Genomic DNA, 20,551 nt, shown 5'->3' with positions numbered 1-20,551 from the left:
AGAAGCTGTCGTCATGTGGATTGCTGATTCATACAGGACCTATAGATGCAGATATGCTTACATAATTACGTAGAGGCAGTATAGTAGAATCCGAACTTTATACTCTAGAGTAGTCTTATTCCAATGCTGTAAAATTATATGATTCAACTAGAGAAAAGGTGATATGGTATGACAATGATAGGTATTGATTTGGGTACCACGAATAGTCTTGTGGCCTATTGGACCGAGGAGGGGCCGAAGATCATCCCGAACGCCTTGGGTGAGCGGTTAACCCCTTCAGTGGTGAGCGTAGATAACAATGGAGAGATTCTGGTCGGCACCATTGCCAAGGAGCGATTGATTACTCATCCGCATGTGACGGTCTCTACCTTTAAGCGCTATATGGGGACTGAGAAACGTTACAAGCTGGGAAGTCACTCTTTCTCACCCGAAGAGCTGTCCTCGTTCATACTTCAATCCCTCAAAGCTGATGCCGAAGCCTTTCTTGGACAGCAAGTACATGAAGCGGTGATTAGTGTCCCCGCCTATTTTAACGATAGCCAGCGCAAAGCGACCATGCGGGCTGCCGAATTTGCAGGCCTGAAGGTAGAACGGCTAATAAGTGAGCCAACCGCTGCAGCGATCTCATATGGACTGCATATGCGGGATTCCGATACTACCTTCCTCGTATTCGACCTCGGGGGAGGGACTTTTGATGTCTCCATTCTGGAGTTCTTTGATGGCGTCATGGAAGTGAAGTCCATCGCAGGTGATAACTATCTGGGCGGTGAGGACTTTACGCAGCTATTGGTGTCCTATTTTGTAGAGAAGGTCGGTATTGATTATCAGGAGATGGACGAGAAAGGACGAACGGCCCTCTTCAAGCAGGCGGAGCTATGCAAGCGGGGGATCAGCAGTGGAACAGCCGGGGAGATGAGCTTCCTGCACGCCGGTCAGGAGTATCAGATTAGTGTCAGTCGGACGGATTTCGACAAGATCGTGTCTCAATTGATTCTGCGCCTGCGACATCCATTGGAACGTGCGCTTCGCGATGCCTCCCTCACACCGGATGATCTGGATGCGGTCATCATGATCGGTGGAGCGACACGGATGCCGACTGTTCGTTCAGTCGTGAGCAAGATGTTCGGCAAGCTTCCTTATACTCAGATCAACCCTGATGAAGCCGTAGCTATGGGGGCTGCCATACAGGTAGCACTCAAGGAACGTAATGAGATGCTGAAGGAAGTAATTCTTACAGATGTGTGCCCGTTCACACTCGGTATTGACACGACGAAGCGAATGAAGGGGGATCACCTGGATCACGGACATTTCTCACCGATCATTGAGCGTAATACAGCTATTCCAGTCAGTCGTGTAGAGACCTATGTCACGTTGCATGATCAGCAGAAGGAAATCGAGATCAGCATCTATCAAGGCGAGAGCCGCCGGGTCGAGAATAACATCAAAATTGGCGAAATGACTGTCGGAGTACCCACGGACAAGGCAGGCGAGCAGGCGATTGATGTACGCTTCACCTATGATATCAACGGTATTCTGGAGGTCGAAGTCACTACGGTCAGCACAGGCAAGGTGAAGAAGCTTGTTATCGAGAAGAATCCTGGACATATGACTCCTGAGGAGATTGAGGAGCGTCTCAAGCTACTCAAGGACATCAAGATTCATCCGCGGGATCGGGCGGAGAATCGTCTGCTGCTGGCGCGTGGAGAGCGCTTGTACGAGGAGGCTCTGGGAGAGAAGCGTGGTGAGATTGCTTTCCTGATGGAGCAGTTCGAAGCGTTGATTCATACGCAAAATGATGCAGAGATCAAAAAGGCGGCAGCGACACTCAAGAAACAGCTCGATCATCTTGAGCGTTGGATGGATTTCTAGTGTATCTTCTTGTGAGTATATGGAGACTGCTCGGTATTGAATCGACAACGGATGTGCGTGCAATCAAGCGGGCATACGCCGGCAAGTTGAAGCAGACGCATCCGGAGGATGACCCGGAAGAGTATCAGCGATTGCGAGAAGCCTACGATCGTGCAATCAAGGTAGCAAAATGGAGTATGCAGCCTGAGGAAGCAGCGGACGCCTCTAGGACAGTAAGCATGGACGCAGCCAGCTCGGACACGGAGTCTAAGTCTACTGCTCCCAAGCATACAGGGATGAGCATCGACGATGGTATTGTACCTGTGGTCAGTGCTCTGGAGAGCAGCTCGGCAGAGGCTTTTTTGCAGAGAATGCAAGAAATCTATACAGATTTTGCCGAGCGCATTAACCCTGAAATATGGGCTGAATGGCTGAATTCCGATATCTTGTGGAGCGACTCCGTGTATGCCGAATTGTCAGAGCAGGTAATGGACTTCTTCAACGAGCATTACTTTTTGCCTCTACCCGTCTGGCGCCTGCTGGATCATGCTTTTGGGTGGAAGGATGCGATGCTTACTTCACCGGATGAATTCCAGGCACGCTATTCCCAAATTAGCAGATATGGCTTTGAGCAGACGTACAACACGGAACAGGGCTATTCTTTATTGTTGCCAGTTCCATGGGAAGAGCGAGAGGCATATCTCAGACTTCGAGAAGAAATCTATATCTTGCTGGGGCAGCTAACGAGAATTCGTGAAACGCAGGTGAAAAGGTACTTATATATTAAGGAAAGCGAATATATAGCACAGTTCAACAGGCTCAGCACAGAAGCTGAGACCTTGCTTCAGCAGGCTGAAGAGTATCATATGAGTGACCCGGATTTACAACGGATGCAGATTCAGTTCTATCTCTTGAAGAATGAGCAAGATGCTGTCTTGTTCTATTGTGAGCGGTACCTCACGGGGTGCCCCGATGATGTGGAGATCTTGTTAACCCAGGCGCATAGTCTGCTGAAGCTTGAACGAGTCGCAGAGGCGGAGTCCGTGCTAGAGAGGCTACTTTCTGAAGCTGTAGCCTTAAATGCCACAGGTATTCAATCCACAGCACAAGAATTACAGTTACAGGTCAAACTGGAAGAAGCGCGAGATCTGTATACGAGGATAGTTCCACAGATGCATCTGAAGCTGTTCTTGCAGCGGATGGAGGACATCTATAATGTATTTTCGGATCGTGTTTGTCCAGAGGTATGGTCCGAATGGCTGCAGTCCGACATGATGTGGGATGCATCTCAACAGGAGGAATTGGCTGAGCGGGTGCTCAGTTTCTTTAACAAGCATTACTTTTTGCCTCCATCTGTCTGGCGGCTGCTTGATCAGGGCTTTGACTGGTCCACGAGGCAGGAACTGAATCCCGATGAATTCAAGGAGCGTTACCCTAAGCTCGTTGAAGCTGTTTTTCATCCTGGCTACCAAACTGAGCTTGGATATAGTCAATTGACCCGTGTTCCTGCAGATCAGGTAGACAAGTATTTATTTATTCGGGAAAGTGCTTATCGCGCTTGGCTTAATGGACAGCAAGTCCAGGCCAAACAGAAGCTGGAACAGGCTGAGCGAATTTTTGCCGATGATCCAGATCGATTGCGTTTACAGGTGCAGTTCCTATGGCTCAAAGGAGAAGAAGAGGCTGCGCTTACTTATAGCATTAGGTACTTGCGGCTTTGCCCAGAAGATGTGGATGGTGTGCTTATTCGTGCACGCATGCTGTTGAAGCTGGAACGAATAGGAGAAGCAGAGCAAGTGCTTAAAGAGTTGCTTCTCAAGCTTCCAGATCAGCCTGACGGAATCTACTTGCTCGGCCAGTGTAAGCTGCTCCAACACAGCTTCGAGGAGGCCCGTCAGGCATTTGAGGAGGCCTATAGGCTGAATCATAAGGATATAGATGCCTTGATGGCCATTCGTGAAGCTAAAAGGGGCTTGGTTAAGCAAGGTGGGTGGCTGCATAGAGCGACCTTGAAGAGGAAGCTGTATGGCACGCTGAAGCACCAGTTTGTAATGTTGTTGATCAGTCTGGTCTACAAGACATTGCCCGTCTTTGCTGGTGTGCTTGTGCTGGGGTTCATGATCTATTGGCTGAGAGAGCACACAGTAGTCACCCGAGTGCTCCTGTTGATCTGGCTCTTCATGTGCGTTAGTTGGTTGAAGCGATGCTATTATTGCTGGAAGGGCTTCAGATACAGCCTATAGTGACGGGGTGAATTCATTTGATTGTAGACATTAAACATGGCTCCAGATCACTGGCGGCATGCAGCGAGGCTCTTGTTGGTATGTTCGATTTTAGTATTATGGGCTACTATCACCAGCAGAATCCCATGCAGCTAATATCAAGTAAACGGGAGCTGCTTCGAGAATTTGGAGCGATGGGAATTGCGGATACTGTCAGCATACAACGTCATATAGAGGGATGTTTCCAATCCGGGATACGGCAAGAATATCAACAGATGTATATGCGACTCGCTTGTATGCCGCGGCAGCAGCAAGAGGGATATATGGAGCGGGTTCCTCCAATGTCAACAGAGTTCTACAGATTAGAAATAGTCCTTAAAATGCTGCATCGCATGCCTAGTGGAGGCATATCCGCCTATGATTATATTCGAGGTATATATGTAGCCTACGGGGGCCACAGACTAGGCTGGCTGACACGGGAGCAAAGAGAGGCCTATTGTATCAAAGCTATGACCGCGATTCGGACCGATTACACGAATTGGCGCGATGTGATTTTGGCCTTTACGATTGGATATGCATTTGATAAGGCACAGGAAAAGAGGGTCTTGGGGTATTATCCACCTCATGTTCACTTGCTCACCTCCCGGTATAGCCTGATTCACAACATGAGCTTGTGGGCGTAAGCCTGCAAATAATCATCTGGAGAGGTGGAGATATAGGATGTACATATGGGAGCTGCTAGGCATAGAGCCAACCTCGGATGTCCGAGCAGTCAAGCGGGCTTATGCCGGCAAGTTGAAGCAGACACATCCTGAGGACGATCCGGAAGGGTACCAACGGTTGCGTGAAGCCTATGATCGTGCTGTGAAGGAAGCGAAATGGCGTCAGCAACATGGAATTGAAGATGACGATGATGACGATGAGATCGAAGATGACGTAAACGGTGATGCGGAAAAGAGAGACCCAGAAGACCTAGAAGACCTAGAAGACCCAGTGTATGCGGATGATTCAGGTGAATCTGCGACAGTTGGAACTACTGCCGATGATGAAACATCATCGGTATCTGAGCAGGATCATCTGGAGGGCATCTCATCCACACATGAGATTGCTGGCGAAGGATCTGGCCCGGACCCAGATTCCCAATCAGAGCCGGAGCCTCAGCCTCGGACGGTACCGCGATTCGCAGGGCCACATCAAGAGATTGAAGAGGTATCGCAGTCGGAGGCGGATGCTGAGGATCATAGCGAAGATTACACAGTTCCTCGGCTTATGCAGACTGCTCAGCATGACTATACGAGTGAAGATGCGGACGCTGAATTGGTCGTTCCTCGCTTGATCCGCCACGTCTATGTTTCTCCTGAACCTAATGGTGGGGATGCAGAGGATACTGCTCAAGCAGACGAGGGCTATGACGGATATCAGGAGCGTGTACCGGATGCGTCAGTTGCTGATGCATACATGCATCAAGAACCGATTCAGGATGAAGAGGCATACGATGAGCATGACAGACGGGAGCGCGCTGATGATCTCAGGAGTTACAGTCCCATTGCTCATACCCTGGAGGCGGACGTTGATGAGAACGTAGAGTCAGACAATATAGACACTGTTGAAGCCTTCATGGAGCATCTGGAGGACATCTATTACACGATGGCAGAGCGTGTGCGGGTAGAGAATTGGGCAGCACTGCTTAGTGCGGATGTCATGTGGAACGCAAGTATTCAGGAGGAGCTATCTGAAGAGGTACTTGATTTTATGGAGGAGCATTATTTCGTGCCGCCTTCGGTGTGGGGCATGCTGGATCAGGCATTCGGCTGGAAGGAAAAAATGCTGATTGACCCGGATATATTTGCCGAGCAGTACACGAATGTACGGCTCTATGCCTTCCATCCCATGTATGAGACTGATCTCGGATACTCCTATGTAGCGGCGCTTGAAGATGAGCTGGCGGAGCAGTATTTGGAGCTGAGAGAGGAGGCGTACCACGCTCTTCGTTTCGGTCGCAGAGCTCAAGCTGGTATCAAGCTAGAGGAGGCTGAAGCCATCCTGAGTGCGGACCCAGATTTGCTGCGTCTGCGCATTCGGTTCGCTCAGATATCAGGTCAGGAGGAAGAAATACTGGAATACTGCACGAGATATTTGCAGCTTGATCCTACTGAGGAGGAGATTGCGCTTATTCGTGCACGCATATGGATTAGGCTGGGACAAGCAGCAGAGGCAGAAGTGGTTGTAACGGATATACTTCGTCGAAATTCCGATCATAGGGAAGCACTGAATCTACTAGGCCAATGCCAGCAGCAGACCGGACGATATCCTGCGGCTCGCGAGACGTATCAAAGGCTGATGGAGCTTGATCCAGAGGATCTGGAGGCGTGCTTCTCCTATCATGAAGTGAATAAGGCCATGGCGCAGCAAGCTCCATGGTGGAGAAGAAGGTCTGCCCGGCGTAGTCTGGGCTACACAGACTCCATTCCACGGCTTATGTTTTTCCTGTTTGCATCCGTTCGAAATAATGCTACCAGGCTTATCGGCATCGGAATCCTGGCCTTTCTGTTCTCTATCTCCTTTCATGCGGATACCGGTGTGTCTGTATTGAAATACCTCTCTTCTCTACAGAATACTCCGGGTACGGAGAAGGAGTATAGAGAGGTGATCAGTGTCGCAGAGCTGGAACATTCGTCTGGTGCTCCACTCGTCCGAATGACACTTCAGGATGTACGAAAGCTCGACGATCTATATATCGTGACCACAGACAATGGAGCAACACAGTATATGGATCAGACAGACCTGAAGAAGCAAAGGCAATCTGCTGCGCAAGCGGACCGAATTGTGATAGGTGCACTAGGAAAGCATGCGATTCCCGTTCGGCTGAGCACTCAGCAGGCAGAGTCGATTGTGTCAGGTACCAGCTTTACAGTGGAAGGACAAGTCGTCCCGCTGACGACCGGTGCCCTCAGGTTCGAGCTGGATAAGTGGAGCTATCATACAGAGAATAATAATTATTTCAAGAGTCATCCACTGGCTGATATGTACCTGGAGGGTGATGCCCTTGCCGAGGCGCAGGCAGCAGAACGTGGACATCCAAGCGCGGTAAGCTGGCTGTTCGGTATCCTTCTCTTCTTGTTCATCACTTCCATGTTGATGGAGGTCTATCGGCGCTGGAAGCAATATAGATATAAGACTATTTAAAAGGAAAATCTTACAAAGGAGCGAATGTGCGATGAATGTAAAGCTCCAGTACGGTTCCCGATTGGCAGAGGCCTGTAGTCGGGCTCTTGTGGGAATGTGTTCAGTCCATCCCGACGGAGATTATTATCACCAGAGTCCAGAGCGGATGTTCGTAAGTAAAAACGAGCTCAAGGAGCACATGGAAGAGCAATGGGAAGTTACAAATGCGGAGCAGCTAAAGGCGCATATTGAATGGCGTCTTCGAGAGGGATTCCGTCACCAGTTCGAAGAGAACTACTTGAGGATCGCCTGTGTGCCCGAAGCATCCAGAGCAGAGTACATTCGTGATCTGCACGAGGGGGCTCTGGAGCGCTACAGATTCGAGATGATCAGTCGATTCATGAACCGGATGCCGCCAGCGGGCATTGCGGCCCATGATTATATCTTTTCCCTATATTATGTATATGCAGGTCATAAGCTGAAGTGGCTGACAGATGAGGAGAAGAAGCAATACTCGCTTCGTATTCTGCAAGCCCTACAGGCAGTGTACACCAATTGGCGTGATGTGGTGACAGGCTTTTTTGTAGGGGTTGCATTCATGGATAAAGGGGTCTATAGCAGAATGTTCGACAAATACAGTCTGATTGTCGTGAAGCTGTTGACATCCCGCCGCAGCCCTTTTCGGAAAATTAGTCTTTGGTCGTAAATGTCCACCAATGTGATACAAATTGGAAAGCCCGGGTCTGCTGCATATTCTGCATCAGGCCCGGTCTTCGTAATTCAGGTCAACGTAGTTCAAGTCAACTGTTAAAGAAGAATAGAAGTGGTCGGCCAGAGCTCTTCATTGCCAGCTATTTAGAGACGTTACTTGCTGTTTCTGGCTTCATCCTTGACCTCAGCTCTGGAGCTGCGAATGCTGGCTTCCCGCCGCTGGTTCTTCTCGTTGATTTGTGTGTATTCCTGAGCATCCATCTCGTCAGCGTGCTCATCCAGATATTGCTCTGCCTCATGTAGATTCTGGATTGTATGCTGGATGTTTTGCTGGAGATGCTGCACATTATCGGCGCGATTATCCGGTTTGGCCATGGTAGTTCCCCTCCTTGTGACAATTTGGTGCGTCTAGGCACCTTATTCAGTGTCTCAAATAGGGCAATGGTCTATGCATTTAGGAATGATAAGGAAGATGCTTGTGTATGGTTGGATGCTCCCTGCTTGAGTTGCCAAGAGCTAACCAAAATATGTATACTAATAACGTGAAAAAATCTGGAGGTGGATGCTTTATGGTGAACAGTCTACAGGACACTACTACTTTACATAATGGTGTGGAGATGCCCCGTCTAGGTCTTGGGGTATGGAAGGTACAGGATGGCAACGAGGTCGTACATGCTGTGAAATCAGCTATTAAGGCGGGTTATAAGAGCATTGATACGGCTGCTGTCTACAAGAATGAAGAAGGCGTTGGACAGGCTATCCGTGAGTCTGGGGCTCCGCGAGACAGTTTATTTATTACAACTAAGGTATGGAACTCCGACCAGGGCTATGAGACGACATTGGCTGCCTTTGATGAAAGTCTGAGCAAGCTTCAGCTGGATTATGCGGATCTTTATCTCATACACTGGCCTGTGGGCGGGAAGTACAAGGAGACTTGGAGAGCAATCGAGAAACTGTATAAGGATGGTCGTGTGCGTGCGATTGGAGTGAGTAATTTCCATCAGCACCACTTGGAGGATCTGCTGGCTGATGCCGAGATTGCTCCAATGGTGAACCAGATCGAGCTTCATCCCCTGCTGTCGCAGGAGCCGTTAAGAGCATACTGTGCTTCCAAGAATATCAAGGTAGAAGCCTGGTCCCCACTCGGCAACGGAAGACTGCTGACGAACGAACTGGTTCAGGAGATTGCTGGTAAATATAACAAGAGTGTCGCGCAGGTTATTTTGCGCTGGGATCTCCAGCATGATATTATCACCATTCCAAAATCCATTAATGAATCACGGATTATCGAGAATGCGGATATTTTTGATTTTGAGCTGTCTGCCGAGGATATGCAGAAGATCGATAGCCTGAACCGTAATGAGCGGTTTGGCTCCGACCCGGACAACTTTAATTTCTAAATTAAGAAAGCATCATTCTAATAAAAAAATCGTGGATCTTCGTACTTTTACAGACGACAGACCGCGTTTAGTTGAAGTTTTCCTGTGATAATCGAGTTGTTCAGCTCTGCTGAAAACTTATAAATTCAACTATCTTAAGAAAGTGTCTCAGCCGCCGATAGGGTGGTGAGACACTTTTTTTTGGTGCTGTCGATGGATAGGGCCAAGCTTAACCTTCTGTATATGTGACCTTGATCGCGGACAGCTTTAGTTGAACACTATGAGATATTGCTGTACATTATTGTACGATGAAGAAGATCGCAGCGCCCAAGAAGATAAGGCCGTAGATCAATTGCCTTTTTCCGGTTGACTTATAGCGGTTACGCATGCGTTCCAGGAATTGTTCAACCGATTCCTCTTCCTTCTTCTGTTTATGTACGACATCCATGTTGATTTTGTTCGAATCAAATGGCTTACGCGCACTATAGATGGCAGCTCCTCCGATCAGGAAGGACAGGGCCGATACGATTAGCAGGACGATACTGACAGCTGGCATGGTGGCAACTCTCCTCTCTGGTGAACTCATCCTATTATGTCATAGTCTTGACGGTCGGGCTATATCAGCCTGCATTAGGGAGGGAATTTTTCGACATGCGTATCCTTTCAGGCTACTCATACGTCTACCCAATGTATATACGTAATGACAATAAAGGACTAAACAAAGGGGGGCCCCGATTCATGGCCTTTGTGACATCCGAATCCGTAATTCCATACCAACTGCCGACACCAATTGCATGGGAAGAGCTAATTCCCGTACTTCGTAAATATTGCTTGTCACTGACTGGCTCGATGTGGGATGCCGAAGATTTGGTGCAGTCCGCTTGTCTGCAGCTATTGAGGCAGAATGATAATCAGGCTGTAAGCGTTCGGAATCCCGAAGCGTATTTGATTCGGACCGCACGTAACCTGTGGCTGGATCAGCTGCGCAGCAGTGAGACGATAAGAAAGCTGCAAGATAAGCTGCAGGGAATGGCGTTGCCACTTGAAGAGGGACAGCAGCTAGGGCTTGAGATCGAGCATGCGTTGCAGTGTCTGCTTCGCTGGCTGTCTCCGCTTCAGCGGACGGTATTTCTGCTTCGTGAGGTATGGAGCTTCAGGACACCGGAGACTGCCGAGCTACTAAATATGACGGAGGGAGCAGTCAAGGCTGCATTGAGCCGAGCGAGAAACGCACTGGAGCAGCATAAGCGGTCGAATCCTTATGGTGCCGAGGTTATGGGGAGTGCGCAGGAGGCTATGCTGCTGAAGCAATACTTGGCTGCCTTTCGGACAGGGGACACGCGACGGCTGGTAGAGCTTGGGTTACAGGATGGAATGGACCCGATGGCTGTGGCTGGACAGGTGCTGGAGCAACGTGCTGCTGTAAGATCTTCTATCCGATATGCAAGAGCGGCAAGTGTGCAGGCAAATAAGGTTAGTGGTAGTCCCAGAGCAAGGTGTGCGGCGTAGAACAGGAGTCTATTATGAATGCAATTCCGTATGTTGTTGAGCAGACCAGCCGTGGCGAACGCAGCTATGATATCTATTCCCGGCTGTTGAAGGACAGAATCATTATGGTATCCGGTGAGATTGAGGATCATATGGCGAATGTGATCGTGGCACAGCTGCTGCACTTGGCGGCTGAGGACGCCGAGAAGGATATTCATATGTATATCAACTGTCCCGGCGGTTCAGTGTCGGCTGGCTTCGCCATCTATGATACGATGCAGTTCATCAAGCCGGATGTATCTACGATCTGTACGGGGATGGCTGCCAGCTTTGGAGCGATTCTGCTGATTGGTGGAGCCAAAGGCAAGCGTATGGCGTTACCGAACAGCGAGGTTATGATCCACCAGCCGCTTGGCGGAGCGAAGGGCCAGGCATCCGATATTCGTATTTATGCGGATCGTCTGTTGAAGAGCAGAATTAAGCTGAATGGGTTGCTGGCAGAGCTTACGGGTCAGTCTATAGAACGGGTAGAAAAGGACACAGATCGTGATCATTTTATGTCGGCTGAGGAAGCGCTGGAATATGGGCTGATTGACCAAATTATTAGCCGTAGATAGCTGTCACAAATATGTAAAAATGTGCAATTTGCCCGTGAGACAGGGTCTCGCGGGCAATTCACTTGTTACGAGCGGATTGTAGCGGATGAATCGTATTGTAAATCAGCTGCAACGGGAGTATAATTCGTATCGGTTCAGGTCGTGTGTACTAGCACATGGAGACCTGAAATATAAACAAGTGAGGTTATTACAAATGAAAACATGCTGCAAGATCGAAGTACAAGACGACAGTCTGGTCATTGATCTCTCAGAGAACACGAATGCGTCCATGGAAGCGCTGCTTGGCGATATTGAAAGCTGCGGGGGTGATGTTAATCCCTGGATTACGCTGATGGACAAAGTCACTGCTCATGAAGAGGAAGAAGATCGGGAAGAAGCGGTTGTACGCTGATATTCCAGCAGACCTTATACAACATTCCAGTTATTGATCCAGCAATGTACTTTGCAATTATTTTCGTATAATACGCTCTATTCAATTCTTTTCATATGCTAAAAATCACAAAGCAAGCCGGCCTTTCACGGAGAATCTCCTGATGGGTACGGCTTGCTTTGATTTATTATGATAAAGTTGCCATGTCGTCTGTACTGTGCGCTTACATATCAGACGGTAACTCGAAAGCCTCTGCAAGCAGACGGTAGGAACGGATACGACTCTCGAAATCGTGAACGGAGGTCACGATCAGCAGCTCATCGGTCTGATATTGTTCAGCAATACGAATGAGTCGCTCTTTGACCTGTTCAGGAGTACCCACTACCCGCCAGCCACGCGATTGGCGAATCCGCTCGTGATCCCAATCCGTATAAGGATAGGCTGCTGCTGTATCTACGGATGGAAGCGAGCCGAGTTCCCTTCCATTCTGCAGACCAAGGAAGAACAGATCCGAGCTTGAAGCCAACCGCTCTGCTTCTTCTTCTGTATCGGCGCAGACCACCGCTACGGCAGCCATAGAATGAGGACGTTCCTCAAGCACGGATGGCTCATAATGATCATGATAATAGGCTGTGCTCTCGACACCGCCAGGAGTCCCGAAGAATTGAGCAAAAGCAAAGGATACACCCATGCGGGCTGCGAGCCTTGCACTGTCACCACTGGAGCCGAGTAGCCACATCTGTGGCATAGACGGTACAGAAGGAGAAGCCAGAAGACCCGGGAATCGGTGATCTGAGCCATGCGATTCCTGAAAATATCCGATCAGATCGAGGATCTGTTCGGGATAGCGATCAATACGCTGCATACTGCTGCCCTCCTGCAGGGCGCGGGTTGCCAGCGGTAGACCACCAGGAGCACGGCCCAGGCCAAGGTCGATCCGACCCGGATGTAATGCTTCAAGTAGCCTGAAGTTCTCCGCTACCTTATAAGCACTATAATGGGGCAGCATGATCCCTCCCGAGCCCACTCGAATTCGGCTGGTCTGCGCAGCGAGATGTGCGATCAGGACCTCGGGGCTGGAATGGGCCAGGGCTCTCATGGAATGATGCTCAGATACCCAGTAGCGGCTGTAACCGAGACGATCCGCCTCTTGCGCCAAGGCTGTAGTCTGGGCGAGTGCTTCGGGAGCGGTACCTCCCTCCAATATATGAGATTGGTCTAAAATACCAAGCTTAGTAAGCATATGATTAATCACCTCTATAGCAAATATATCATACACAATTTATTTGGTCAAAATGATAACTTTAGATGCTCCATGATGTACTCTGCACTTTTTCGCTGCTGATAAGCCTCCACGGCATGTCCTGTAAAGGGATAGATTTCGAGTTGCTTAGCAGATGAAATCCGGTTATACACGGGGAATATTGTCTCTGGCATACAGACGGTATCCTTCAGCCCAACAGATATCATGGTAGGAATGCGAATCCGCTCTGCCAGATGGAGGAGATCAAAATAGCTCAGTGTTCGCAGCACCTGTTCATAATGCTGGGGAAAGCGATGTACGAACTCCGCAGCCTCTGCCAGCGAGCTGTTCGAATGCAGGATGCCGAAGTCTATGTGGCACATATTCGGAATATTGGCCACACATACTTGCACATGCTCACTTAGCGCGCTGGTGATCAGAGCCAAGCCACCGCCTTGACTTACACCACAGACAGCAATGCTGCCAGTATCAATATCAGGCTGATTTGCGGCCCAATGAATTGCTGCCAATGCATCCAGTGTAATCGCGTGATAATAAGAGCACTTCGGTTCCAGGATGCCTTGGGTTAGCCAGCCTTTGACTGTCCCGTAGCCAACATTCATATGATTACCCGTTTCACCACCTTGTCCCCGTACATCTACTGCCATAACAGCCACCCCCAGCATCAGCCAGGAAGCATATTGCTCAGGGTAGCCTTTGCCACCGGTATAGCCGTGAAAAAACACCACACAAGGGAGCTTGTGTCCTTCCATACCCGCGGGACGAATATACCATGCGTGCAAGGGAGTGTCGTCCGAGCCCGTGTAGATAACCTGCTGTACCTTCATGCCTGTAAAAGGAGTATTCACCTCAATAACACTAGCCTTTTCCGGTTCAAAGCCAACCTGTGCGAGGGAATCACGCCAGAAATCCTCCAGATCCGAGGGGGCTGCCGTATTGGGGGCGTAGTTATACAGTTCTTGTATTCTTTTCTCGATCGTATTCATGCTTCGGATTCCTCCCTTGAGAAAGCAAGATATTAGCCCAGGTACACAGAATTTCGAAATATGATGTTCACAATGTGCCCCAGGCAAAGGTTACTAGCTACATGATAGCAGAAGATCAGAAATTCTCTCCTGCGTAACTTGCAACATATTCATTCTCTCGTGCGTCGGTAAGTTTAGAAAAAAGAAAATTCTTCTTGTTATATACCCAATATGATCCTAGGAGTGGAAAGTATGAAAAAGAATAAAACTCAGCGCAAAAACCATTTTCTCCCGTTAAGTGCAGCGGTCTCTGCCCTGTCTGTAGCAGTAGCTCTTGTAGTCCCATCGTTGGCATCTGCTGCTTCCTTTACCGACATTGATGCGACACCAGGGAAGGAGAAAATCGTGGCATTGCATGATCAAGGTCTCATTCATGGCTTCTCGGCTGCGGAATTCCGCCCTGATGCCGAATTGAATAGCGCACAAGGTATTCAGATGCTAACAAGTGGACTGGGCCTTAGCTTGGCGGCAATCAGCTTTGAGAAGGGACCATTTGCCGAAGATGTGTTTGACCACGTTAAGGATGGCGTATGGTACACGAATGCCTATCTGTCAGCGCATTATAATGGTGTGGAGCTGCCTAAGGATATTCAGCCCTCCAGCGTGCTGACACGTGAAGAATTTACTTTTTACCTGATTCAAGCTATTGAGGGCACAGGACAAGTACCGTTGATTAATATTGTACCGAAGCCGATCAAGGATGAGGCGGATATGGACATTATGCATCAAGGAGCGATTCAGCGTTCATTGATATGGAATATCGCTTCCTTGGATGATACAGGGGCCTTCCATCCACAGCGTGCCATTACAAGAGCTGAGGCGGCTGTGATGGTGTACAATGCTGCAGAGGTTCTGAAGCGGTATTCCGAAGCTCCGGCTATACCGACAGATACGCCTGCTGAACCTGCAGAAGCTCCAGCAGCGCCAGCAGTAGAAGAAGTTCAGGAGTAATTTCGATGCTGTCTCAGGATTGTGATCAGCAATCTCAGCAGCATGAGTAGCCATCGTAAAATGAGAAATACGAGCGACAATCGTAACATTAGCTATTCGATGCATTAGACTTCCAAAAGAATGGCAGCAACAGATAAGGCCAGCCAGCAGTGCTTCTCCGGATAGGAGTGAACTGCTGGCTGGCCTTTATCTAATCTTTTAATGTGCTGTGATGGGAACGAAGTGCTGTGTTCTTATTTTATCAGATCGATAGCTTGTTGGGATGCGTATACACTAATGCCGTTATACACGATAACCCCTTCAAGCTGTACAGATTGCCCGTTCAGTGAGGCTACGCTAGTGTGGAAAGGAAGCTCCAGCTTATCGCTGCCCTTCGTTACGATCAGCTTACTGTCCTCAATACTGGTCTTGGCTCCTTTGGAAGCAAAGGCTTGCTCAGCATTTACGAACAGACGAGTCGTTGTTGCGTTCAGGTCCAAGCCCAACACGCTAGCCATATACTTAGCGACATCTGTATTCTCGATGACACCAGTCGGACGGTTGTTATCTGGTGAGTAAGTGTACAGAACTACATCGCCGCCAGTATGGCCACCTGTTGTCCAGCCGATATTAGCTCTTTCGCTGATAATAGGTCCTACAGCATAATTCATGCTGCCAGCCTTGGCATCTTTGATGGTCTGGATTTCTTCAGCGCTCAGGTCCGTAATGCCGAGATAAGTAGCAGCTGCTTCCTCAATGTTGCTGCGATCGGCGTTCAGCTTGGATTCAAAGCCTTCACCGGTAACCTTTGCGTTTTTGAGAGGAGTGATGAAGGAAGCCAGTGGCTCCTTGTCATAGGTGCTGGTAGTTGCCTTGCTGCCGATGGTAAGGCCGCCGTTGCCATGATCCGTAACTGCGATAACCGCAGTAGAGTGGTCCTTTTTGGCAAATTGAACGGCTGTGTTCACCGCTTCATCGAATGCAAGAACATCGCTGATCACACCGACTGGATCGTTAGCATGTGCTGCCCAGTCTACCTTACTGCCCTCTACCATCAGGAAGAAGCCTTTGTCGTTCTGTGAGAGGACATCAATAGCCTTACTAGTCATGTCGCTCAGGCTTGGTTGCTTCGCAGGATCGCGATCCATCTCATAGGCCAGAGCCTTGCCTCCGAACATACCCCAGATTTTATCCGAGGAAGAAGCCTTGAGCTGTTCAGGTGTTGTTACATATTCGTAGCCACGTTCCTTGATCGTGCTGAGCAGATCATTACCGTCCTTACGTCCTTCAGGAGTAAGATAATTGCTGCCACTGCCCAGGACGACATCCATATCGTTGTAGACCTGCTGCATGCTCAGTGCATCATAATTGGAGCGGTCGGGATAATGGGCAGAGAAATCTGCTGGTGTAGCGTGCATGAACTCGGATGTTGCGATAATGCCAGTGGATTTGCCTGCCAGTCTGGCTGCCTCCAGTACCGAGGCTACAGGCTTGCGCTTGTCATTCTCCGCGATAGCGGCCTGACCCGGCATCGTGGCTTCATCAGGAAGCACGCCTACGAATCCGGTATGGGATTTGTGGCCAGTTGCAAATGCCGTACCTGCAGGTGCGGAATCTGCGATTGGAGCATCAGCGGAGTAGGTACGCACCAATCCGCTCGCGAGCTCATCAAGGGCCAGATCAGAGCCTTTGTACCAGCGAGCAAGCGTCGTTGCATCATTGGCCATGCCATCCGGAATAAGGATAATGACATTCTTGATTGGCGTTGCTGCGGCTACTTCAGCCTGAGGTAAAACTGCGGTACTGGTCGATAGCACACTGGTCGCTATTAAGGTCGCGATGGTCCCCTTTTTAAAACGTTTCCACATAGTCTGCTTCAAGTGCTACATCCTCCTTAAACAAGTCTAAGGAGTAGTCTACGGGTAAATTGTTAACCAAATATTAATTAATATGTGTAGTTGTATCAAAATTTACCAATATGGAAATGTTGACAAAGCGCATGTTACCTCAGTTGAGAGTACACACTAGGATTGAAAGTAACCTTTTAAACATTCAATTGACAGATAACCACATCCATTGATAGTTGTTGAGAGCTGGTTGTCTGGAGTAGGGAAGAGGTTGGCAGCCGTTGTGAAATGCCAAGGCTCAAATTGGACTTTGCAGCATCTATGTAATTTCAAGTGTTCAAAACCAAAAGGGTTGGTTAATAATACAACACAGCGATATAACAAATTCAAAACGAGGTGAGAAATCATGAGTTGGTTATGGGCATTAATCGTAGGTGGTATTATTGGATGGTTGGCAGGTTTGATCGTAGGAAGAGATATTCCGGGCGGCGTCATCGGAAATATTATCGCGGGCTTCATCGGAGGATGGCTCGGAAGCGTGCTTCTTGGAGAATGGGGACCGGCCATGGGAGGATTCTACATCGTTCCAGCATTAATCGGGGCCATCATTCTGGTAGCTCTTGCAAGTCTGGTGTTCCGTTCTATGGGACGAAGTCGCGGCTAGATCGCTGTAATGTAGATGTGAAGTATAAGTGTGGCTTCTGGTTACTTTAGGAGGCTCAACGATACAGTTGATTGTGATTAGCAAAAATGTCCTGAGCTTATGCCCGGGACATTTTTTGTTTCATTCTTCGGACCAAGACACTAGTCAAAACGCCGAATCTGTGGGACACACAGCACTAGTATGATAAGCAACATGCCTATGGAGGCAAAGATCTGTATAGCAGCGATACCGCCAATGTGATCCGCCAAGCCGCCTACGGCAAGATAACCAATAGGGAGTAAAGCAAACGATCCGAGCATGTCGAGACTGGCTACGCGACCGAAGGCTTCAGGAGGTACCAGCTCCTGAAGGCTGATTTCCCATATGATCATGAACATCATGAGCCCGAAGCCTTCCAGCATCATAATGAAGATCATGCCGGGAATCCATGAGACATAAGCCAGCAGCAGGAGTGCAATTCCGGAGAGCAAAGCGCCACAATAAGCGATAATGCCCCGATGTCTCCATTCTTTTCTGGCTCCATACAGAATAGCTCCGATAATTGCACCTGCCCCGGAACCTGCCATGGCAAGACCATACATTGAGGGGCTATACCCATGATGGATCTTGAACAACCATGGAATAAGCACAGTAATAATGCCGGTATAGCAGATGTTCAGAAACGAAAAGGTAAGAATCGTGATCCACAGCCAAGGAATTCGCTTCAGAACAGCAATCCCTTCAAGAAATTCTTGAAGGAATGAGGCACCAGAAGGAGCTGAAGTTGCCGAAGTTGCTAAGGTTCTCTCTTGCGAAGTCCCGATCCGCTTGCTTAATACCTGTGCCAGAAGCCAAAAGCAAATGAACGACACAAGATACATCAAGGAATCAAGCGCGAAGCCGACGCCGGGTGAGCTTACAGAGACGATGAACCCTCCAAGCGGAGGACCCAGCAGGCGTACGGCCTGAATGCTAATCTGCGTTAAGGCATTGGCGGCATTGCGAATGTCAGGTGTAAATACCTGCGCCCGCAAAGCAGAGAACGCTGGGTTGAATATACCGTCGAGCAGACCGTACACCGCTAGTCCAGCAAATAGGATATAGAGATTCATTTGTCCAGTAAGCACCGTCACCGCTGCTCCCAGCATCAGCAGAAATCGCGACCCATTCGTGAACAGAATTAGCCGAGTGCGATCCATTCGGTCAACGATCCAGCCAGAGAAGGGTAGGACCAGCACATTGGGCAGCATATATGTTGTCATCGCCAGCCCCATAATGGTGGAGGAGCCTGTAATGGAATAGACAACAAATGGAAGAATAATCAGAGTAATCGTACTACCGAGGACTGCAATCCATTGTCCGAGCCAGAGCAGGGTAAAAGCACGGCTATGCCGAATAGGCTGAAAAAAACGCATCCACGGCGAGTGCTCGACTGAGCTTGCCAAAGTGGATGCCTGAATATCTGACTGCATGATGAAGGCTCCTTTGTGCATTGAACTGCTCATTTTGGAAGAAAATGAGTTGGTAAAAGCTGTGTTCTATGTATAACACTTGATTATAAGCGAGCAAGACAATACTGTAAATGAGTAAATCTATGGTACACGCCTACACGATTGGCCCAGAAAAGGATATACTGTAGTTATATGAAGAAGGCGGATGCCTTCATCTAAAGATAGGAGCCGTTGATATGAGCACATTTAAAAGAATACATCTAGTCGTTATGGACTCTGTTGGTATCGGAGAAGCGCCGGATGCGGCAGATTTTGGAGATTTCGGGGTGGATACCCTCGGTCATATTGCAAGCGCGCGCGGCGGTCTGCACATGCCTAATATGGCAGCTCTTGGCCTGTCCAATATTCGTGAGATTGAGGGCGTGCCTGTAGCAGAGAAGCCGCTGGCCTATTATGGCAAAATGCAAGAGGCATCACTGGGCAAGGATACGATGACAGGACACTGGGAGATCATGGGGCTGTATATTGATACGCCGTTCCGGGTATTCGAGAATGGATTTCCGCAGGAGTTGATCTCACAAATCGAGCAAAAAACAGGCCGTAAGGTCATCGGCAATAAGCCTGCTAGTGGTACGGAGATTATCGACGAGCTCGGCGAGGAGCATGTAAAGACAGGAGCGCTCATCGTCTATACATCGGCTGACTCCGTTCTGCAAATTGCCGCTCATGAGGATGTTGTACCGCTGAAGGAGCTGTACGAGATCTGCGAATACTGCCGTGAGATTACACTGGATGATCCGTACATGCTGGGACGCATCATTGCCAGACCGTTCGTGGGCGAGCCAGGCAGCTTCAAGCGTACACCGAATCGGCATGACTATGCCTTGAAGCCATTCGGTCGCACGGTCATGAATGAGTTGAAGGATGAAGGACTTGAAGTCATCGCAATCGGGAAGATCAATGACATCTATGATGGCGAGGGTGTGACGCGTTCGATTCGTACAGAGTCCAACATGGACGGTATGGACAAGCTGGTACAGGTGCTGGAGGAGTCATTTACAGGGATTAGCTTCCTGAATCTGGTCGATTTCGACGCGCTCTATGGACATCGTCGTGACCCGCAAGGCTATGGAGATGCGCTAGAGCAATATGACGGCCGCTTGCCTGAGGTATTCGAGCGTATGACGGATGACGATCTGCTGATCATTACAGCTGATCACGGGAACGATCCTACCTATAAAGGAACAGATCATACGCGTGAATATGTACCTTTACTCGTGTATTCTCCACGCTTTACGGACGGTGAAGGAGCCTTGCCACTGCGCCAGACTTTTGCCGATATCGGTGCCACGATTGCAGAGAATTTTGGAGTGAAGCTGCCTGAGCATGGCTCCAGCTTTTTGGGCGCCTTGAAATAGCAGTCTAGGGTCGAGAATGACCAGCTTAACAGCGGTAGACAGAGTTCCCCGCTTGCAGCAGCTCTATGCTCACATGTAATCTGGTAAATTCACTAGTACCACCTATATAGATTGAACCTGTAAAATAGTATCACATTTAATAATTAGGCTACAGCTATTCTGAGGGGGATTAA

The 20,551-nt window shown here is 49.0% G+C and carries 18 protein-coding genes; 12 read left to right on the top strand and 6 right to left on the bottom strand.

The genetic code is table 11. The features are described from left to right. Nucleotides 1-168: 168 nt before the first annotated feature. The 5 genes from MKX74_RS20000 (at nucleotide 169) to MKX74_RS19980 (ending at nucleotide 7,941) form a co-directional block, all read left to right on the top strand. Nucleotides 169-1,869: a molecular chaperone HscC gene (locus MKX74_RS20000; protein WP_025680757.1), complete on the top strand. Its 1,701-nt coding sequence runs from the start codon at nucleotides 169-171 to the stop codon at nucleotides 1,867-1,869. 11 nt (nucleotides 1,870-1,880) lie between these two features. Continuing rightward, on the top strand, nucleotides 1,881-4,091 hold the full coding sequence (locus MKX74_RS19995; protein WP_341179590.1) for a tetratricopeptide repeat protein: 2,211 nt from the start codon (nucleotides 1,881-1,883) through the stop codon (nucleotides 4,089-4,091). 80 nt (nucleotides 4,092-4,171) lie between these two features. Then, nucleotides 4,172-4,753, top strand: coding sequence for a DUF1266 domain-containing protein (locus tag MKX74_RS19990; protein ID WP_018885022.1), 582 nt, complete (start codon nucleotides 4,172-4,174; stop codon nucleotides 4,751-4,753). Between the two features lie 37 nt (nucleotides 4,754-4,790). After that, nucleotides 4,791-7,256, top strand: coding sequence for a tetratricopeptide repeat protein (locus MKX74_RS19985; RefSeq protein WP_341179589.1), 2,466 nt, complete (start codon nucleotides 4,791-4,793; stop codon nucleotides 7,254-7,256). A 31-nt stretch (nucleotides 7,257-7,287) separates the two neighbouring features. Continuing rightward, entirely contained in the window at nucleotides 7,288-7,941 is a 654-nt protein-coding gene (locus tag MKX74_RS19980) for a DUF1266 domain-containing protein (protein ID WP_341179588.1), read from the top strand. 158 nt (nucleotides 7,942-8,099) lie between these two features. Here MKX74_RS19980 and tlp read toward each other — a convergent pair whose 3' ends face one another. Next, complete coding sequence (gene tlp, locus MKX74_RS19975; protein WP_341179587.1) at nucleotides 8,100-8,321, bottom strand: small acid-soluble spore protein Tlp; 222 nt, start codon at nucleotides 8,319-8,321, stop codon at nucleotides 8,100-8,102. Nucleotides 8,322-8,515: 194 nt separating this feature from the next. On the opposite strand from tlp, the gene MKX74_RS19970 reads away from it, so the two are divergent. Further along, nucleotides 8,516-9,346 carry an aldo/keto reductase gene (locus MKX74_RS19970; RefSeq protein ID WP_036632975.1) on the top strand — a complete coding sequence of 277 codons (831 nt, stop codon included), beginning with the start codon at nucleotides 8,516-8,518 and terminating at the stop codon, nucleotides 9,344-9,346. A 277-nt stretch (nucleotides 9,347-9,623) separates the two neighbouring features. Here MKX74_RS19970 and MKX74_RS19965 read toward each other — a convergent pair whose 3' ends face one another. Beyond that, the gene (locus tag MKX74_RS19965) at nucleotides 9,624-9,881 is read right to left on the bottom strand and encodes a hypothetical protein (RefSeq protein ID WP_018885017.1); all 258 of its coding nucleotides are present in this window, start codon (nucleotides 9,879-9,881) and stop codon (nucleotides 9,624-9,626) included. 182 nt (nucleotides 9,882-10,063) lie between these two features. Between MKX74_RS19965 and MKX74_RS19960 the strand changes: the two genes are divergently transcribed. The 3 genes from MKX74_RS19960 (at nucleotide 10,064) to MKX74_RS19950 (ending at nucleotide 11,821) form a co-directional block, all read left to right on the top strand. Next, on the top strand, nucleotides 10,064-10,834 hold the full coding sequence (locus MKX74_RS19960) for an RNA polymerase sigma factor (RefSeq protein WP_341179586.1): 771 nt from the start codon (nucleotides 10,064-10,066) through the stop codon (nucleotides 10,832-10,834). Between the two features lie 14 nt (nucleotides 10,835-10,848). Beyond that, nucleotides 10,849-11,430 carry an ATP-dependent Clp endopeptidase proteolytic subunit ClpP gene (gene clpP / locus MKX74_RS19955; RefSeq protein ID WP_018885015.1) on the top strand — a complete coding sequence of 194 codons (582 nt, stop codon included), beginning with the start codon at nucleotides 10,849-10,851 and terminating at the stop codon, nucleotides 11,428-11,430. A gap of 193 nt (nucleotides 11,431-11,623) precedes the next feature. Then, nucleotides 11,624-11,821 carry a hypothetical protein gene (locus MKX74_RS19950; RefSeq protein ID WP_018885014.1) on the top strand — a complete coding sequence of 66 codons (198 nt, stop codon included), beginning with the start codon at nucleotides 11,624-11,626 and terminating at the stop codon, nucleotides 11,819-11,821. Nucleotides 11,822-12,023: 202 nt separating this feature from the next. Here the strand turns inward: MKX74_RS19950 and MKX74_RS19945 are convergent, their stop codons facing one another. Continuing rightward, entirely contained in the window at nucleotides 12,024-13,043 is a 1,020-nt protein-coding gene (locus tag MKX74_RS19945; RefSeq protein ID WP_341179585.1) for an LLM class flavin-dependent oxidoreductase, read from the bottom strand. A 47-nt stretch (nucleotides 13,044-13,090) separates the two neighbouring features. After that, on the bottom strand, nucleotides 13,091-14,050 hold the full coding sequence (locus MKX74_RS19940; protein ID WP_341179584.1) for an acetylxylan esterase: 960 nt from the start codon (nucleotides 14,048-14,050) through the stop codon (nucleotides 13,091-13,093). Nucleotides 14,051-14,281: 231 nt separating this feature from the next. On the opposite strand from MKX74_RS19940, the gene MKX74_RS19935 reads away from it, so the two are divergent. Next, nucleotides 14,282-15,040: an S-layer homology domain-containing protein gene (locus MKX74_RS19935; protein WP_341179583.1), complete on the top strand. Its 759-nt coding sequence runs from the start codon at nucleotides 14,282-14,284 to the stop codon at nucleotides 15,038-15,040. Between the two features lie 233 nt (nucleotides 15,041-15,273). Here MKX74_RS19935 and MKX74_RS19930 read toward each other — a convergent pair whose 3' ends face one another. Further along, nucleotides 15,274-16,887 carry an alkaline phosphatase gene (locus MKX74_RS19930; RefSeq protein ID WP_341180618.1) on the bottom strand — a complete coding sequence of 538 codons (1,614 nt, stop codon included), beginning with the start codon at nucleotides 16,885-16,887 and terminating at the stop codon, nucleotides 15,274-15,276. A gap of 385 nt (nucleotides 16,888-17,272) precedes the next feature. Between MKX74_RS19930 and MKX74_RS19925 the strand changes: the two genes are divergently transcribed. Continuing rightward, a complete protein-coding gene (locus tag MKX74_RS19925) occupies nucleotides 17,273-17,530 on the top strand; it encodes a GlsB/YeaQ/YmgE family stress response membrane protein (protein ID WP_018885009.1) in 258 nt (85 codons plus the stop codon). A gap of 140 nt (nucleotides 17,531-17,670) precedes the next feature. Here MKX74_RS19925 and MKX74_RS19920 read toward each other — a convergent pair whose 3' ends face one another. Further along, nucleotides 17,671-18,981 carry an MFS transporter gene (locus MKX74_RS19920; RefSeq protein ID WP_445667286.1) on the bottom strand — a complete coding sequence of 437 codons (1,311 nt, stop codon included), beginning with the start codon at nucleotides 18,979-18,981 and terminating at the stop codon, nucleotides 17,671-17,673. A 215-nt stretch (nucleotides 18,982-19,196) separates the two neighbouring features. On the opposite strand from MKX74_RS19920, the gene deoB reads away from it, so the two are divergent. Further along, complete coding sequence (gene deoB / locus MKX74_RS19915) at nucleotides 19,197-20,378, top strand: phosphopentomutase (protein WP_341179582.1); 1,182 nt, start codon at nucleotides 19,197-19,199, stop codon at nucleotides 20,376-20,378. The last annotated feature ends 173 nt before the right edge of the window (nucleotides 20,379-20,551 follow it).

It is taken from the genome of Paenibacillus sp. FSL K6-1230 (assembly GCF_038002385.1).
GTDB lineage: Bacteria > Bacillota > Bacilli > Paenibacillales > Paenibacillaceae > Paenibacillus > Paenibacillus massiliensis.
The sequence above is the reverse complement of the archived record's forward strand: the minus strand, read 5'-3'. Positions and strand labels throughout refer to the sequence as shown.